At 35.0% G+C, this 16,964-nt stretch carries 14 protein-coding genes and 1 tRNA gene; 2 read left to right on the top strand and 13 right to left on the bottom strand.

Annotated elements, in window-relative coordinates:
* Positions 1–81: 81 nt before the first annotated feature.
* The 13 genes from CXF64_RS20690 to CXF64_RS20630 form a co-directional block, all read right to left on the bottom strand.
* Positions 82–924, bottom strand: coding sequence for a glycosyltransferase family 2 protein (locus CXF64_RS20690; protein WP_101218007.1), 843 nt, complete (start codon positions 922–924; stop codon positions 82–84).
* 85 nt (positions 925–1,009) lie between these two features.
* Entirely contained in the window at positions 1,010–2,164 is a 1,155-nt protein-coding gene (locus tag CXF64_RS20685; protein WP_101218006.1) for a polysaccharide pyruvyl transferase family protein, read from the bottom strand.
* Positions 2,165–2,174: 10 nt separating this feature from the next.
* Positions 2,175–3,104, bottom strand: coding sequence for a glycosyltransferase family 2 protein (locus CXF64_RS20680; RefSeq protein ID WP_101218005.1), 930 nt, complete (start codon positions 3,102–3,104; stop codon positions 2,175–2,177).
* Entirely contained in the window at positions 3,097–4,632 is a 1,536-nt protein-coding gene (locus CXF64_RS20675) for a lipopolysaccharide biosynthesis protein (RefSeq protein ID WP_101218004.1), read from the bottom strand. Before CXF64_RS20675 ends, CXF64_RS20680 begins: the two co-directional genes overlap by 8 nt.
* Positions 4,633–4,634: 2 nt before the next feature.
* On the bottom strand, positions 4,635–5,618 hold the full coding sequence (locus CXF64_RS20670; protein WP_101218003.1) for a nitroreductase family protein: 984 nt from the start codon (positions 5,616–5,618) through the stop codon (positions 4,635–4,637).
* Between the two features lie 12 nt (positions 5,619–5,630).
* Positions 5,631–6,179, bottom strand: coding sequence for a dTDP-4-dehydrorhamnose 3,5-epimerase (gene rfbC / locus CXF64_RS20665; RefSeq protein WP_101218002.1), 549 nt, complete (start codon positions 6,177–6,179; stop codon positions 5,631–5,633).
* Positions 6,180–6,192: 13 nt separating this feature from the next.
* Positions 6,193–7,068 (bottom strand): dTDP-4-dehydrorhamnose reductase, encoded by an 876-nt coding sequence (gene rfbD / locus CXF64_RS20660; protein ID WP_198551156.1) that lies wholly within the window; start codon positions 7,066–7,068, stop codon positions 6,193–6,195.
* Positions 7,068–7,940 (bottom strand): glucose-1-phosphate thymidylyltransferase RfbA, encoded by an 873-nt coding sequence (gene rfbA, locus CXF64_RS20655; protein ID WP_101218000.1) that lies wholly within the window; start codon positions 7,938–7,940, stop codon positions 7,068–7,070. Before rfbA ends, rfbD begins: the two co-directional genes overlap by 1 nt.
* Positions 7,941–7,955: 15 nt before the next feature.
* A complete protein-coding gene (rfbB, locus tag CXF64_RS20650; RefSeq protein WP_101217999.1) occupies positions 7,956–9,029 on the bottom strand; it encodes a dTDP-glucose 4,6-dehydratase in 1,074 nt (357 codons plus the stop codon).
* A 35-nt stretch (positions 9,030–9,064) separates the two neighbouring features.
* Positions 9,065–10,000, bottom strand: coding sequence for a Wzz/FepE/Etk N-terminal domain-containing protein (locus CXF64_RS20645; RefSeq protein WP_101217998.1), 936 nt, complete (start codon positions 9,998–10,000; stop codon positions 9,065–9,067).
* 200 nt (positions 10,001–10,200) lie between these two features.
* Positions 10,201–12,879, bottom strand: a complete 2,679-nt coding sequence (locus CXF64_RS20640; protein ID WP_101217997.1) for an SLBB domain-containing protein — start codon at positions 12,877–12,879, stop codon at positions 10,201–10,203.
* Positions 12,880–13,001: 122 nt separating this feature from the next.
* Positions 13,002–13,784, bottom strand: coding sequence for a DUF481 domain-containing protein (locus CXF64_RS20635; RefSeq protein WP_007582317.1), 783 nt, complete (start codon positions 13,782–13,784; stop codon positions 13,002–13,004).
* Positions 13,785–13,969: 185 nt separating this feature from the next.
* Entirely contained in the window at positions 13,970–14,788 is an 819-nt protein-coding gene (locus tag CXF64_RS20630; protein WP_101217996.1) for a mechanosensitive ion channel family protein, read from the bottom strand.
* Between the two features lie 284 nt (positions 14,789–15,072).
* Between CXF64_RS20630 and CXF64_RS20625 the strand changes: the two genes are divergently transcribed.
* Positions 15,073–15,148: transfer RNA gene (locus CXF64_RS20625), tRNA-His, on the top strand.
* A 481-nt stretch (positions 15,149–15,629) separates the two neighbouring features.
* Complete coding sequence (locus CXF64_RS20620) at positions 15,630–16,955, top strand: surface lipoprotein assembly modifier (protein WP_101217995.1); 1,326 nt, start codon at positions 15,630–15,632, stop codon at positions 16,953–16,955.
* The last annotated feature ends 9 nt before the right edge of the window (positions 16,956–16,964 follow it).

The raw sequence follows: 16,964 nt of genomic DNA, 5'->3' as shown, positions 1-16,964 counted from the left end.
CATTTTCAGAGAGTGTAAAGAAGTAGTAAAGCAATATCACTGAAAAAAAACTGATTAAGATTTTCGTTTTATTTATCATTATTAATTACGCAGAGTAGCTAAATAGTTCTTCATTGGGTAAAAGCTGTTAGTTTTAATACACAAGGCGCATGCTTTGAAGAAACTAAGTTTCTTCAAAGATCTTAACTCTTGAGTTTTAATTTTGTAAAACCACTGCTTACCAAACTTATTTTTATGCTTATCGGCGAGCTCTCGCAATCCTAAGTGATCATTATGTGATACTCGATTAGGGTCGACATCATTTTTTACAACATAGCTATAGCTTTCAACTTTATAAGCATCTCCATACTCTAAACAACGAATGATAAAGTCCCAATCTTCTAAGTTAGTAAACGATGTATCAAAGCCTTTTAATGATTCAAATAATTCTTTTTTTACTATAAATCCAATGTCTATTTGATTATGGATGTTAATATCAGAAAGCTTTAAAGTTCCGAATAATTGTTTTTTAACTACCTCTACTTTTTGAAAATTATTATATTCATAGAGTCGCCCAGTAGAAATTAATACAACATTATTTACCTGTTGCTCATTAAAGCTGGCCAACATAGACTCTAATCGGCCAGGTAAGATAAAATCATCATCGTCTAAAAAAGTAATTAGTTCTGTAGTCGCTTTTTTAACACCAAAGTTTCTGGCCCCAGCAGCACGACTTTCTCCTTCATTATTAATAAAGGTTATCTTTTTTGTTAGATACCGCCCTAAAGCTGCTATAGATGTAATATCTATATTAGAATTATCATTTACGACAATAACTTCAACCTCAATATTATTACTTAATAGCACTGAGTCGATGGCTCTGCACAGAAGCAAAGTATCTTTTAAAACTGTGGGGATTATTACACTAAGTGAGCTCTTTCTCATACTGCTACCTTACTAAAAAATAATATAAAGACTTAAGTAATATTTAAATTAAAGCGAAAGACTATAAATTAAATATTACTACACACTAAGAGAGCGCTTTAACAATAAAGTCTTTTGAATTTTCTTTAAGTAATTCAAGTTTTACTTTTACTTTTTCATAATCGATTGCAGGTAATGTATTATATGTTTCTGAGTAGTCGAGTTCGTCATCAATTAATCTGTCTTCTAGGCCTAAGATGCTGAGAAGGCTATATAATCGCGCAAGTCCCCTTTCTTTATTTCCTATACATACAAAATCTTTTTCAAACAAAATAGAAAAGCAAACACAATGAAATGAATCAGTCACAATAAGCTTACAATCTCGAATATTCGCTAACCAAGCCGCTACTGTATTGTATTCATAACCAGATGCTGTTTTTTTGTAATAGATATTTTTAATCGATGTATCTAATTTTTTAGCTATTTCATTTAGACGTGAAATGAACTGTTCATTAGAGTCTAATTTATAATAAACCACTTTGCCCGCAGAGACCTTCACCTCTTCATCAGCAATAATGCTTTCAAAAAAGTTTTTACCAACAAGTAAAGTAGGATCTAATACATGTTCAGCCTGAACCTTAAATTGCTCTTTACAAATTTGTACGCCACTCGCTTCCCTCACAGAGATGGCATTAAACTGATTGATTGCATTATTAACATCGCTTGTAATCGACGGATGTAGGGACTTTTCCCAGGCATCAACACCAAAGCTTGCCGCATAAGATATTCTTTTCGTGTTTTTACCTGCAAACTGCAGAAAATATGCGTAGGTGTCTGAAAATGGATTAACATACATTCTTGGTCGCCATACCTGATCGCTTCCAACAAAAAGAGAATCATAGTCGTCACCTATGGCTTTTAAATCTGAAGCTTTATAAAATGTTCTTTCGCTCCTTGGAACCCATTTAGATCTAAAATCTTCGAATATATGGTTACCAGAAACCTCGTCTTTTATATAGACCTTATCCCCACGTAAAGTTACAAGGAGCTTCTTTATTTTAATTAACTCTAAAAAGCGAATAGCCAAGCGTCTAAGTTTAAGCTTGAGAGGCTCATTATCAGTATTCTTTTGAGGTATGTAGTCGATATGCTCTACCGAATACCCTAAATCACTAATAACAGACGATATGGATGAAGCTTGAAGCACTGCGCCATAGTTATTATTTGAGTAGTGAAAGTTAATAATTCCGACTTTTTTCAACTTGTTATTCCTAACTTAAAATATTTTTTATAGATAAAACAAACAAACGGCAATAGCTTTTAAGGCTATTTACTTTAAATTTTTTAAACTGCTGTTTTAGCTCGGGTAAATTACGATACTTATAACAAAGCGATATTATAGTATTTTCATATTTTTTATCTAATAAGGCTTCATAATACTTTATATCTAATCCCAAAGACCTAATTACGTCTAAGATTAAATTCCTATGTACTTTACATCGATTTATTTTTTCTTCTAAATCAACTACCGAATGAGAGTGGCTTGAATCACGAACTAAATAACTAAATAATGGTTTATTTATATAACCACATTTGTATTTTTTAGCTAATGGCAAAAGAAGTTGCCAATTTTGTCCAGCTCTCGATTCTATTATGTGCTTGTCAGGTAAAACATCTAATAAAGCTTCCCGCTTAACTAAATAACCACCAGGACAAAAGTAAACGTTTTTCTCTAAAATCAAATCTAAAAAAATATTCGTATTTTTGAAATCACGTGTATCACTGAATAACCCAATAACTTTTTTATAATCAGGGTATTTGTACATAGCGACATCAGTTCTGACAAAACCAAAATTTTCGTTATTTTCTAAAAATTCTACCTTTGCACGCAAAGCATCTAAATCAAGCCAATCATCTGAATCTATCCAAGTTAAATAGTCTCCCTTAAATACTTTCAGAGCTTTATTTATTGCAACAGCTTGCCCGCTGTTAACTTGCTTGATAACAATAAAATTAATTCCTGAAGCCTTGAACTTAGAGGTATAAGCATCAAAGACATTTTGAGAACCATCTGTAGAACCATCATCAACAGCTATAACTTCTATCTTTTTATGCGTTTGATTTAACAAGGAATCGAACAGTTTAGGTAAAAAAAACTCACTATTATAACAAGGAATAAAAACACTAACTAACTTATCCATTATATTTACCACTCAACTCATATGCCTTTTTTCTTACGAAATTAAACTCTTTCTTCCTAAAATAAAAAGTTAACATAAAGGAATTAAAAAAGATGAAAACAAAAATAAACTTCAAAAGAAATAACCCATATAAATTATTTATATTGAAATAGTCCAATGTATAAAAAAAGAAATAATATATAAAAACACTAGCCCCTACTAACCATAAAGAAAACAGTGTTAGTCGAGAAAAATATGATGAGAGTGAAGTATCAAATAAAGCTCTATAAACTACATATGGCTGTGTCCACAGAGGGACCAAGCAAATAGATATTAAAGTTCCCAACAAAACGCCATTCACACCAAATAGGTTACATAGATATATAGACAACATTAAGTTTAAGGCCCCTTGGCATAAAGGAGCATAGCGATCTTTCTCAAATAAGCCGGCGGCTGTTTTGACTACGTTCAAAGGGACACGAACACCTAAAAGAAAAAAGTTTATAGCTAATAATAATACTGATGTATTATCTAGGAGGTATGCTTCCCCTATCCATAAAACAATAAAATCTTGTACTAAAAAGAAAAAAAGAAATGATATAAGCCCAAATATCCAAAAAGAAATCATTTGTATCGAATTAAAAACACCTTCTGACTTCTCACTTTTCTCTGCTATCAAGTTACCTAAACTTGATGTTATAGAGTTAAATATAACCAAGACAATAGTAGTAGACATTGCGATTAACATTGAGTAATTTGAAAATATACCGAGTATCGACACACCAACCAGTGCTGATATAATTATATTGTCAGTACCGTTTACAAAAACATCACCAACTTTATGAAATACAAGGCTTTTCATTTTAACTTTAAATGATTGCAACTTTTCAGGTGATAATGGCTTCTGGGTGGCAGAAAATACTTCTTTGTATTTTTTCTCTATATACCGATTTACATACAGATTCTCTAATAATCTAATTATTATTTGGACTAAAATTGTAGCAATCATACTTTTTGTATAAATCAATATACAAATTTTTAGAACTATTTCAAAAAACTGGCTTATTGATATAGGGAGAACTATTTCATAATTTTTTTGATCCGCAATAATTAAGGTTCTTTTATAACCTAAAAAGTATGTTATTGAGGAGCTGACTAAAAAAAGTATTAATAGCGTACGTAACTCACCTATACTTACCAATGTTACAGGGATTAATTTATCGATGAAAAAAGATAAGAAAAAACCTACGAACAATATTACCAAGCCCACATACATATAGATTTTTTTGAATAAGTTAATCCATAGTGCAACCTCACCTTCATCTTTATGGCTCAGTGGCTTGTATAAATAGAATGAAATAGCTTGTGCTACGCCTAACTCAGCTAAAGATAGTAACGTCAAAATATTAGTTAAGGCTGCATTTATCCCTAAATACTCTAAATTAAGTTCTTGAATAAATACTGTTCTGTAAGCAATATTGAGAAGTGTTATCAATACAATGTTTACGAAAGAAAACATCATATTTTTAACTGTATTTTGCGTTCTCATAGCTAATTTATAGTGTAGAAATTTTCTACAGCTAACCTCGGTGATTTAGCATAAACAGCACTATCGTCTGCATAGCCAAGTGCAATAGCCATTATCACAATTTCATTTTTTGGTATGAAATTATGTGCTCTAAATCTACGCTCATTCAAATAAGAACTACACCAATTTAATGGACAGCTAGCAAGTCCATGAGCTTGCAGCGCATACATTAAATTCATAGAAAATAAACCGCCATCCGTATAGCCTTGGTTCCGCTCATTAGCAGAATAAAATGAGCGTAAATCACTTGTAACTAATGCTAGCATTGGTATATTTTTGGAAAAACCTGTATTACCATTCTGATACTTTAAAATTTCATCTTTCTTATCATTTTTAAAAAAATGAACATGCCAATGCTGTCTGTTACAAACTGAAGGTGCGGTTATAGCAGCTTTTAAAACATCGTTTATTAGCGAATCGTCAATTGTAAGGCTTTTAGTTGTATCATAGTTTCTACAACTTTTTCTTTTCATTGAAAAGTTGAGATATTCCAGCTTTTCAGCATCTGTAATTTTTTCAGGCTGAGTATACCCAACCTGATTACACTGAGCATTCTCCAAGTCTTCTTGTGAGAACTTTTTACTTTCATCAGTAAAGAAACTTGGTAACTCTGCTGAATTTAATAAATGAAATTCTTTATAGGCCTTGAGCGCACCAACTCCAATATAGAAAATGTTATCTTTCTGAAATCTTGAACTATATAAATCTAAATTTTTAGATAGCCTGCGTATTACAACTTCCCCGAAACCAAATCTTGGGCACGGGAGAGAGAAAGCTTTTTCTATTCTATGTTTATCTTGTAGTATCCAAGATTCGAGTTCTTTTTGATCGTTATCTTTTGATGTTTCTTTCGTGTAATACTTCTTAAAAAGACAATAATCATAAATAGCATTTATTTCTAGCAGAAAGAACTCTACTAGCTTCGAAAGTTGTTTTCTTAAAAACATATAAAAGCCCAGTTAAGAAAAATAAGTTATTTCGGCTAATAGTTTAGCGTTCCCATCTTTTTCTGATAAAAACGGCCCCGCTTGTATTGGCCATTTTATTGCTAGAGATTCATCATCCCATGCAATTGACTGTTCTGCTTGGGGGTTATAATAATCAGTGCATTTATAAACAAATTCAGCTTCTTCACTCGTTACATAAAAACCATGTGCAAACCCTTCAGGAACCCATAGCTGGCGTTTATTTTCTGCAGATAGGTAGACCCCTACCCATTGCCCAAATGTAGCGGAACTTTTACGTATATCAACTGCAACATCAAATACTTCGCCTGAAGTTACACGTACTAACTTACCTTGTGTATTTTCAGTTTGAAAATGTAAGCCTCGTAAAATGCCTTGCTTAGATTTAGAGTGGTTATCTTGCACAAAAGAGGTGGGCTTTTTAGTAACCAACTCTTCAAACTTTTGCTGACTCCACGTTTCCATAAAAAAGCCGCGTTCATCACCAAATACCGCAGGCTCTATAATTTTAACATCAGGGATGTTGGTATCGATTACTTTCATGTTTTCAACCTACTTATTTATACTGTTGAATATTATTTAATGCGGCTTTCCAGTCACTCGGCTGTATAGAAAAATCTGTTGTTATTTTACTACAATCTAATTTTGAGTTAGCTGGTCGTTTAGCTGGAGTTGGGTAGTCTGCGGTCAAGATTGAGTTAACCGTTATAGGTGATTGAATAAGATTCTTAGCCAATGCTTTTTCAAAAATTTCTGATGCAAACTCTTGCCAACTAACATGCGGATAACCTGAATAGTTATAAACACCGAATTTAGTACTACCCTGCTGTAGTTGTTGCGCTATGCTAACTATGGCTTTAGCTATATCACCTGCGTATGTGGGGCCGCCAAATTGGTCACCGACTACACCGAGTGTGTCGCGTGTTTGCGCTAAACGTAGCATAGTTTTAACAAAGTTGTTCCCAAATTCGCTAAACACCCATGCTGTGCGCAAAATAATATGGGCATCGCACTCTTGTGCAACGCTTTCCTCACCTGCTAGCTTTGTTTGACCGTAAACGCCTTGTGGATTTACTTCATCAGTCTCAGTATATAAACCGTCTTTATTGCCGGCAAAAACATAGTCAGTTGATATATGAATAATCGCTGCGTTTACTTGTGCCGCTGCTTTGGCTAAGTTTTTAGGCCCAAGATTATTGATAGCATTTGCTAACTCAACCTCAGATTCAGCTTTATCAACCGCAGTGTATGCCGCAGCATTGATAATAACGCTCGGCTTATATTCATTCACTATTTTACTAACTTGTTCAGCATTAGTAATATCAAGTTCTTCACGGCTTAATGCCAAAAAGTTAATTTCCATCATATTGCTTAACTGTGATACTAAACAGCTACCAACTTGACCGTTTTTACCGGTAATAAGTACTTTCATTATTTTGCCTCTGTCGCTAAGCGAGTCAGATATTGGCCGTATTCGTTTTTCATCATTGGCTTGGCTATTTCAAGCAATTGCTCTGTACTTAACCACTCGTTACGCCATGCGATTTCTTCAAGACACGCCACCTTTAAACCTTGAACATTTTCTATGGTTTGGACAAATGATGAAGCCTCATGAAGACTTTCATGGGTGCCTGTATCGAGCCATGCAAAACCACGCCCTAATAATTCAACATTGAGCGTCCCATCATTTAAATACATTTCGTTTAGTGTTGTTATTTCAAGCTCACCACGGTGAGAAGGTTTCACTTGCTTTGCTAATTCAACTACACGATTATCGTAAAAGTATAGACCTGTAACGGCATAGTTAGACTTTGGCTTTTCAGGCTTTTCTTCTATAGAAATAGCTTTCATATTTTCGTCAAATTCAACTACACCAAAGCGCTCAGGATCTTTTACTTGGTAGCCAAATACAGTAGCGCCAGACTCTCGGCTTGCTGCACTTTTTAGAGTTTTACTAAACGATTGACCGTAGTAAATATTATCTCCAAGTACTAGGCATACATTATCGTTGCCAATAAACTCTTCACCTATTATAAATGCCTGTGCCAATCCATCCGGTGAAGGTTGTATTGCATAACTCAGATTTATGCCGTAATCACTACCATCGCCTAACAAACGTTTAAAGCTGTCGTTATCTTCTGGTGTGGTGATTATTAATATATCGCGAATTCCCGCTAACATCAGTGTAGATATTGGGTAATACACCATTGGCTTATCGTATACTGGTAATAACTGTTTTGACACTCCACGAGTAAGTGGATAAAGGCGAGTACCTGACCCACCTGCTAATATAATTCCTTTCATAAAATGCTCCTTTAATTATGAATTAATTTCGCCAAGGCGTTCACGTTGGTATGAACCATCTTGCACGTTTTTACACCATGACTGATTTGCTAAATACCATTCAATTGTTTTGCGTAGACCGGTCTCAAATGTTTCCACAGGGGTCCAGTTTAGCTCTGAACTCATTTTAGATGAGTCAATAGCGTAGCGCCTATCGTGGCCTGGACGATCTGTTACATACGTGATTTGCTCAGCATACTTTGTGTCTTTTGGTACTAATGTATCTAAAATATTACAAATAGTTTGTACTACTTCAATATTTTGCTTTTCATTATGACCACCAATATTATACGTTTCACCAATAACGCCTTCGGTAACTACTTTATAAAGTGCGCGAGCGTGATCTTCAACATAGAGCCAGTCGCGTATTTGGTCACCTTTACCATAAATAGGCAAATCTTTACCTTCTAGCGCATTAAGTATAACTAAAGGAATTAACTTCTCAGGAAAGTGGTAAGGACCATAATTGTTTGAACAATTGGTGACTATTGTTGGAAAACCATAAGTACGTAGCCAAGCACGAACTAAGTGGTCACTCGATGCCTTGCTTGCCGAATAAGGACTACTTGGCGCATAAGATGTTTGCTCAGTAAATAAGGGCAGCACACCTTCTTGCTCATCTGGATGTGGTAAATCGCCATAAACTTCATCCGTTGAAATATGGTGGAATCTAAATTCTTCTTTCGCACCTATTTCTAAATTATTCCAGTAATTACGCGCGGCTTCCAATAAATTGTAAGTGCCTACGATATTGGTTTGGATGAAGTCACTTGGCCCTGTAATTGAGCGGTCTACATGGCTCTCTGCAGCTAAGTGCATTACAGCATCAGGTTTATGGGTGTTAAACACGCGATCAAGTTCCGCACGGTCACAAATATCAACCTGTTCAAAAAAGTATCGCTCACTCTCTTCAATCGATTTAAGCGACTCTAAATTACCTGCATAGGTAAGTTTATCTAAATTAATTATTGTGTCTTTTGTATTTTGTATTATGTGACGTACAACAGCTGAACCTATAAATCCAGCACCACCAGTTACAAGTATTTTCACTTCATTCTTCCTTCAATTCTATAAATAATGACTTATTAACGAGCGTTTTCTCTTATAAAATATCTAATAGTTATAAATACAACACTAAATATCCCACCTAAAAGAGCTCCTAAAATACATATCAAGGCCCGCTTAGGACCAGATTTAATTTCTGGTACTAAAGCTGGGTCTATAGTTTTAAATACGTATTCATCACGTACGTTAGCAAACATAATCGTCTTAGCTTGCTCTTCCACCAATTTGTAAAGTACTGCGCGAATATCAGCTATTTTTGTTTCTTTGAGCTGATTAGTCAGAAATACGGTGCTCTTATTGGCCTCTGAAACATCTCGCTCTTTCATTACTTGATTTATATCTTCAACTAACCAATTCACCCACTGCTGAGCAATATATGGCGATATAAACTCAGCCGATAACGTGATCATTCCACTTTCTTTATCTGTTTCAATCTTTACAATTTTACGGAACTCTTTATAAGCTTCTTGAAGAGAAGGTTTTGCTTCGAACGGAGGTGATACTTGTCTGACCCATTTACTATTTTTTTCTTCATAAAGAGAAGATAAGTATTTAATCTCATTACTCTGCGCATTCCATGATTCTGCTGCCATCAAGTCAGGCAATATGTCATGTTTTTGTATAAAGTTACCAATAAACTGACGTGACTTTAATATTTCAATAGCTAATTGAGTTTTATTATTTGTGCTTGAACCTAAGTTGACTCCAGCTAAACTTGCTAATCCACCAAATTGTCCTGCTAAACCACCAATCCCACCATTTTGAGGTTCCTCTGCAGGAGATAATAAGACTTCAGACTTATATGTATTTGGCTGATGTAAAGCATATGCAATTGATAAAACTGAAAACAAAAATACCCCAGTAATAATAATCCATTTACCCTTCCACAAGACACTTAGTAATTCTGTTAAATCTATCTCATCATCTGGAATATTTGAAGTTTCATTTTTTTGCATATTTTTACTTATTTAAAATTATTTACTAACCCTCTTAATGCATATTAAGAGGGTTAGTTATTTAATATTTGGTATGAATTAATATTTAAGATAATGCTACTAATAAACTTCTACTAGCTAACTTAAAATAATTTAATCATCATTTAATTCTTACAAATAAGAATGCCCAAACAAATTGTGAGGACACTTTATTTTAGATATTACAAACTACCAATCGCTGCAACTGCCACACCAAGCTGATAAAGAATCTGCGTTGCAGTACTCCAAAGCGTTAGCTTATCCATGTGTCCTGCATCCATTGGTATAACTATTGTGTCACCTGGTTCTAACTGATCAGCATTATTTGCTGCAAACCAACCACCTGTGTTTGGTATTTTCACTGAACCATTGGCTTTAATAATGTAAATTCTGTCTTCAGCTGCACGCTCTTTAAGGCCACCACTCAAAGCAAGATAATCATCAACACTCACCCCAGTTTTATATAGGTGCGATGTTGAGTAATTAACTTCACCAATTACGCTAATTGAATCACGCTTGCTTGGTACATAAAGCGTATCACCATCTTGTAATACTAAGTTTTGTTGATTATTTACAATTAAAGGTAAATCAATTACTAAACGTCCTACGGCTTCAACACTCGCGAGGTCGTTTAACAGCTTGTTCATTTCTTCATATGAAAGTGTGCTACTGCTTACAGAGTTTTGGAAGCTCTTAGAAGCTATATCACGACGAAGCTCTGTAGATAAACGTGCTAACTGCTTTTCCTCTTGCTCTTTAATCGACGTACGGGTAAATACAGCTGCTTTTTGCTCTGCAAATTTTGAAAAACCACCCGCGCGTTCAAGTAATTCAGTTAGCGTTTCACCTCGGCGTATGGTGTAAGTACCCGGAAATTTAAGCTCACCTTTTAATTCTACTTTTACATTTTCTTGCCAATTTGGAATAGCAAAAACGTTGATGCTGTCTTTACTTTGTAATGTAATATTACTTTGAAGATCGCCCTTCATGGCGCTTTCAAGATCAAATCGTAAGTGTTCTATTTTAGAACCATCACTCGCTACTATTCGCGTAATTTCAGCTTGTTTTATGTATGCAGACTCCAGCAAGCCACCTGCTGCTGTTATTAAATCACTTACCTCACCACCAATCATTAGTGGATAAATACCAGGGAAAGTAACGTTTCCGCTAATCTCAACTAATTGCATTGCTTGCTGCACTGATGCTTGCTGCTTAAATTTAGCAATAATTGGCGCTAATAAATTATGGCGGCTAAATAACGCGTAATCTTCAGGTTTGAGTTCTTGGTCTTCTTCTTCTTTTGCTTTGCGCTTAGAAATTTCAGCAATAGTGAGTATTTTATTGTCTTCAAGAACAAGTTCTTCGTCTTCTTGATTAACGCCAATGTATTTTTCGAACTCTTTTTGTTCAAACTTATGCCATTGCTCTGCTTTTTGTTGCTGCTCTTGCTGCTCTTGACTAAGGGCCATATTTGCTAGAGTTGATTGCTCTAATTCTTTTTCTTCAAAACGGCTAAATACAACTATCTTGTCATTAGCTTGAAGTTGTAAGTTATTCTCAGGGTTTTTAATAATCGCTTGAGCAACGTCGAATTGGTGTGCTTCTATATCGCCGTTTATATTTATTTCGCGGATTACGAGTCCGTAGCTTAAATCGGCTTGCGGTAGTAAGTCACCACGTACTGATTTAAGTACATCAGAAATACGCTTACCTTGGTGCCATTGATAATTACCTGGGCGTGCTACTGCACCAATTAAGCTAACTGAATTTTGATATTGCGAGCTAACTGAATTAAAGCGAATATGGTCGCCATCTTGTGGAATGTAGTTAATTTGCGATTTTGAAAAATCTACCGAGAGCACTTCTTTACGATCGAAGTTAAAGCGCTCTACAATTGCGCTTTTGGCATATGCATTTGGTTTAAGGCCTCCGGCCATTGCTAATAACTGCTTAGCAGACTCACCTTTTTTAAGTTCAAAGATAGCTGGGCGTTTAACCGCACCTTCAACTCTTACTTGAGCGCCAACTGATGGAATAAATACAGCATCGCCCGGCTTTAATACGATATCGTTACTGCTATCGCCATTAATAAGTAAGTCGTAAAGGTCAAAGTTTGCAACTACGTTGCCTGCGCGTTTAACTTGAATATTACGAAGAGAGGCAATGTCAGACACACCACCGCTTACGAATAATGCGTGCGAAACGGTTGTTAATGAAGAAACACTGTAGCTACCCGGTTTATACGCTTCTCCTAGCACTAAAATACGCATGCTACGAAGTTGGCCAAGCGATATAAAGGCTTTTACACCAATAACTTCCTGCTCTACTTTTACTTTAACTAGTTCTTTAATTTCAGCAAAGGTTAAACCAGCCACTTCTACAGGGCTTAGATCAGGGATACTAATACGCCCTTCACGGTCAACTATGACTTCAAAGCTGTCACTTTCTTTGCCATAAAAGTTGATTTTTAACTGATCGCCAGGGCCTACAATATAGGTATCTGGTACTGCAGCATTTTCACTCGGCATGAATGTAGTTGGTTCACCTGCAAACAACTCGTAACCATATGGTTTTAATTCGTCTGCTTTTGGTTTGAACCGCTCTTCATCTGTTAGCTGCTCTTTCTCTGGCTCTGCGCGCTCGCCAATACTGTTTTGTTGCTCTGTATTATTTTGATTATTGGATTGGTTTGTACCGGTGATTGTTGAAACATCAACACCGTATTGTTTTGCTAGGGCTTCTTGCTGAGCTTTTGGCAGCTTTTTAAATTGCTCAATTTGAGAAGCTGTTGGCGTAAAAGCCAAAGTACTAAAACTACAAAGTAGAATAAAAGCACTAATAAATTGTGTAAAAACTTTCACGAGTAGGTATATCCCTAGGTCTACAACCAAAATTGGTGGCTATAATACCTTAATTTTGAGCAAATAAAAAAGGGACTTTCGTCCCTTTTGTCACTTTAGTGTCATTAACTTAGTTACATTGGTTAAAAACTGTAAACCAGAGTAAATGATGTTTCTGTGTCAGTGCTTTCTTTGTCGTCAGCAACATCTGAGTTGTTAGTGACATTAAAAGCGACTTTCATTTGTAATGAGCCGTTTATTTTTGCAAGCAATGCAGTTTCTGAACGAGTTTTAGTGTTTGTATCACCATACTCTACAGCAACTAATTGAGTAAAACGTGCACTCTCAGAAATTTGCCAGTTGTAATCTAATTTACCTAAGGCAATTACTTCGCCTTCAAACTCGCCAGCAAGAGAGTTACCGTTATCATCTATTTCAGTGCTGTCATCTGGGTATTCAAAATATTTATAACCAGGACCAACTTCGGCACTTAACCACATTGTTTTTTCGTTTAATAAACGTAGACCGTAACCTGCAGAAATTACTGACTCACTTCTATATGCTCCAAAATAATCTGAAACGTGTGAACCATAAATGAATAGATGAGAATGATCTTCATTTAATTTGTAATTACCTTGCGCTGAAATCGAGTACTTTTCATTTGTGCGCTGCTTATTTTTGTCGCCATTCGCATCTTCAACTTCATCTTCTTTGTAGATACCATCTAGCTTGTATTCGTTGTTCCAGTGTTCAAGGTTGTGCTGTACTTTAATACCACCTTTGAGTGTGGTCGTTTCTGTATTACCACTTGTGATAATAGCACCAAGCTCACTGGTAACTTCCCACGTTTTTTGATCTGCGTCTGCAGCGAATGCATTTGTTGCAGCAGATGCTGCAACTAAAACTGATAAAAGCTTTAATTTCATTAAAAAATAACCTTTGTATAAATGTATATCTATTTTATTAAAGCGTTACTTGTTAGAGCAAGCAAAACAGCTAAGTAATAATGTAAAAAATTTCATGCAGCAAATACTGCATGAAATTTTATGTCTAATAGCCGTTTTATCACTACAACAACTAAGAATAACTTTAATTAAATAACTATTTAAAATTAGTCTTGCTTGTGTAAATGAACATCCATTTGTGGAAATGGGATTGCAATATTTGCATCATCTAATGCAATTTTAATATTTTCCATTAATGACCAGTAAGTAGGCCAGTAATCAGCAGCGTTAACCCAAGGGCGAACAACAAAGTTTACGCTAGAATCACCTAACTCATTTACAGCTACTGTATAAGCTGGGTCTTTAAGTATGCGTGTTTCTGCATCTAATACAGATTTTAATACTTCTTTTGCTTGACGTAAATCAGCATCGTAACTAACACCAATAACTAAATCGATACGGCGAGTAGACTCACGCGAGAAGTTAGTAATAGCGCCTGACATTATTTGAGAGTTTGGTACGATGATTACTTTATTATCTGGAGTACGAAGTTCAGTTGAGAATATTTCGATTTTCTTAACAGTACCCATTTTATTACCGGCTTCAACAAAGTCACCAGACTTGAATGGGCGAAGTAAAATAATAAGTACGCCTGATGCGAAGTTAGATAATGAACCTTGTAATGCTAAGCCAACAGCTAAGCCTGCAGCACCTAAAATAGCAATGAACGAAGTTGTTTCAATACCAATTTGCGAAAGTGCCATTAAAATAGTAACAGCAAATACAAGTGTGTACACAATGCTTGAAACAAACGACCCTACAGCCTTATCTACTTTCTTTTTAGCAAAACCTTTTTCAGTTAAGTTAGAACAAAACTTAGCGATACGACTACCAAGTAAAAAGATAACAAGCGCAACAACAGCTTGTATACCGTAGTGTAAGATTAGGCCTGAGTTATCGTTAAGCCAATTAAGTACTGAATCCATATTTACTCCAAATGTTTTTTATTAAGCGTTTTCCGAGCATTATTATACATTAATTTACAATTTATTCTCATAGAATAATGAATTAATACTATTAAATTCGCCTGTATTCGATTTTTCGCGAAGGTTATGCGACAAATATGTTACCTAATCCCCGTAAATACTAGCTGTCCTACACTGATTAAATTTGTTTATTTAAATTATTTTAATTTATTTCACATTTAGACTTCACAACATTTATTATTTTATGTATTATGCGCGCCACACCAAACAAGGTGTGTGTAGTGGCGGTTGTAGCTCAGTTGGTAGAGCCCCGGATTGTGATTCCGGTTGTCGCGGGTTCAAGCCCCGTCAATCGCCCCACTTTTTCTCCTAGTAATACCCTTATTTATATTTTAATAATTCCCCTAAATTATATTTTTTAATATTCTATACAGCATACCCAAGCTTTGTTACCCAAATTAATTAATATTTTAAGCTAAATTAGTTTATCAGCAACCTCTCCCCTTTAATTAGTTTAACTTGAAGATTTATTAAGCAAGTATTTAGCCTGCAATTAAATAACATTTATTTAACTAATGTGATTACATTGGCTGTACTTAAGTACAAAAAGTGCTAGATTTCTAGTACTAATACCAACCTGCATAAATATTTGAGCAACTTAACAAATTAAATTACACTAAAACGTTGTTAAAAATTTTTTATTTAGAACAACTAGATACAAAAATTTCGCCTAGTTTTAGCGTGATTTTCTTAACGTTAAATAGACCCCACATATAAGCAGATTGGTATAACATCACTTTATTACAAAACATCAAACTTCCTATGGGATATAAAATTAAGCATGATTAAACAGCTTTTAAGAAATTTACTATGTAGTTATTTGGCCTTAATAAGTTTTAGCTCATTGGCTCAAAGCAATGATGAATATGATAATCTATTGATTGAACTGCAAAAATTAGTTTCTGAAAAGAAATATACTCAGGCTTACGAAAAAAGTAACAGTGAATTTCAATACTTAGGTGAGCCTGTTTATGATTTTTTACTTGGGGTTTCTGCGCTTAAAACAGGAAATGCGGCACCTGCTGTATTTGCTTTTGAACGCGTGGTTGAAAACAACCCTAGATGGTATGAAGCTCGCTTGTACTTAGTTCGTGCTTATTTAACCGTTAATAATTTACCTGCTGCCGATACTCAAGCTTTAATACTGATTAACTCACCTAACACACCTAATAACATAAAATCTTCGGCACAGTCGTTACTTGATACAACCACACTTAAAAAGCAAGAAGCTGGGCGTTCTTATAAGCAAAATATTGAGCTTGCACTTGGCGTTGATGGCAACGTAAATGCGGGTACGGCAGAAAATACGATTATAATTCCTAATATTGGTGAATTTTTATTATCGCCAGAAAGTAAAAGTACGCAAGACAACTATGCGCGACTAAATTACAGAGGAAAGTACTCTCACCCCATAGATCAAAAAAGTTTAATCACTTTGAGCGTTAATACCGGGTGGTACAAGTTTGCAGAACTCAGCCAATACGATCGTATAAATGCGCATATTAATGCTGCCTATCAATATAAACAAAATGACATAAGTTGGTTTGCACAAGTATCGACGACTCCATTAATGCTTGATGGCGATCTTTATCGTACTGAATCAGCTTTAACAGCAGGTGCTAGTTATAAGCTGAATAAACAAGTTAATTTATTTAACTCTGCGACTGCGGGTATTTTAAACAATAGATTTGATGAAAAGCTCAATAATTCGTTTTATGCAATAAACGCAGGAGCTAGCTATGCAACTAAGCAATGGTTTCAAAGTTTAAGTGTTAACGCTAAAAATGAAGAAGCCGATATTACTGAAGGTGAATTTAATAGCCGTAATATTACGAGTTTGTACTACCAAGTGAACACTCAACTAGCTCAACATTGGCAGTTGTTATCTCTTGCTGGATACCAATGGATTAATTATAAAGATGATCACCCTTTATTTTTACAAGAACGTGCCGATAACCTCTTTATGCTCTCAACCACTGTTCGCTATTTAGTTAATCGTGATTTAGCAATACAGTTGGCTGCCAACTATCAAGATAAATCCAGTAATATTTCTTTATTCGAATATGACCGTTTAGATATCAATTTAAGCGCTTCTTACTCATTTTAATTTAAGGTA

Origin of the sequence: Pseudoalteromonas sp. GutCa3, assembly GCF_002836155.1 — a bacterium.
GTDB classification, from domain to species: Bacteria; Pseudomonadota; Gammaproteobacteria; order Enterobacterales; family Alteromonadaceae; genus Pseudoalteromonas; species Pseudoalteromonas arctica.
This window is presented reverse-complemented; position numbering and strand designations above follow the sequence as displayed.

Bases quoted from the DNA above. Each gene is read 5' to 3' on its own strand.
- CXF64_RS20690 (WP_101218007.1), bottom strand. From the start codon at position 924: ATGAGAAAGAGCTCACTTAGTGTAATAATCCCCACAGTTTTAAAAGAT.
- CXF64_RS20680 (WP_101218005.1), bottom strand. From the start codon at position 3,104: ATGGATAAGTTAGTTAGTGTTTTTATTCCTTGTTATAATAGTGAGTTT.
- CXF64_RS20675 (WP_101218004.1), bottom strand. From the start codon at position 4,632: ATGAGAACGCAAAATACAGTTAAAAATATGATGTTTTCTTTCGTAAAC.
- CXF64_RS20670 (WP_101218003.1), bottom strand. From the start codon at position 5,618: ATGTTTTTAAGAAAACAACTTTCGAAGCTAGTAGAGTTCTTTCTGCTA.
- rfbC (WP_101218002.1), bottom strand. From the start codon at position 6,179: ATGAAAGTAATCGATACCAACATCCCTGATGTTAAAATTATAGAGCCT.
- rfbD (WP_198551156.1), bottom strand. From the start codon at position 7,068: ATGAAAGTACTTATTACCGGTAAAAACGGTCAAGTTGGTAGCTGTTTA.
- rfbA (WP_101218000.1), bottom strand. From the start codon at position 7,940: ATGAAAGGAATTATATTAGCAGGTGGGTCAGGTACTCGCCTTTATCCA.
- CXF64_RS20645 (WP_101217998.1), bottom strand. From the start codon at position 10,000: ATGCAAAAAAATGAAACTTCAAATATTCCAGATGATGAGATAGATTTA.
- CXF64_RS20635 (WP_007582317.1), bottom strand. From the start codon at position 13,784: ATGAAATTAAAGCTTTTATCAGTTTTAGTTGCAGCATCTGCTGCAACA.
- CXF64_RS20630 (WP_101217996.1), bottom strand. From the start codon at position 14,788: ATGGATTCAGTACTTAATTGGCTTAACGATAACTCAGGCCTAATCTTA.
- CXF64_RS20620 (WP_101217995.1), top strand. From the start codon at position 15,630: ATGATTAAACAGCTTTTAAGAAATTTACTATGTAGTTATTTGGCCTTA.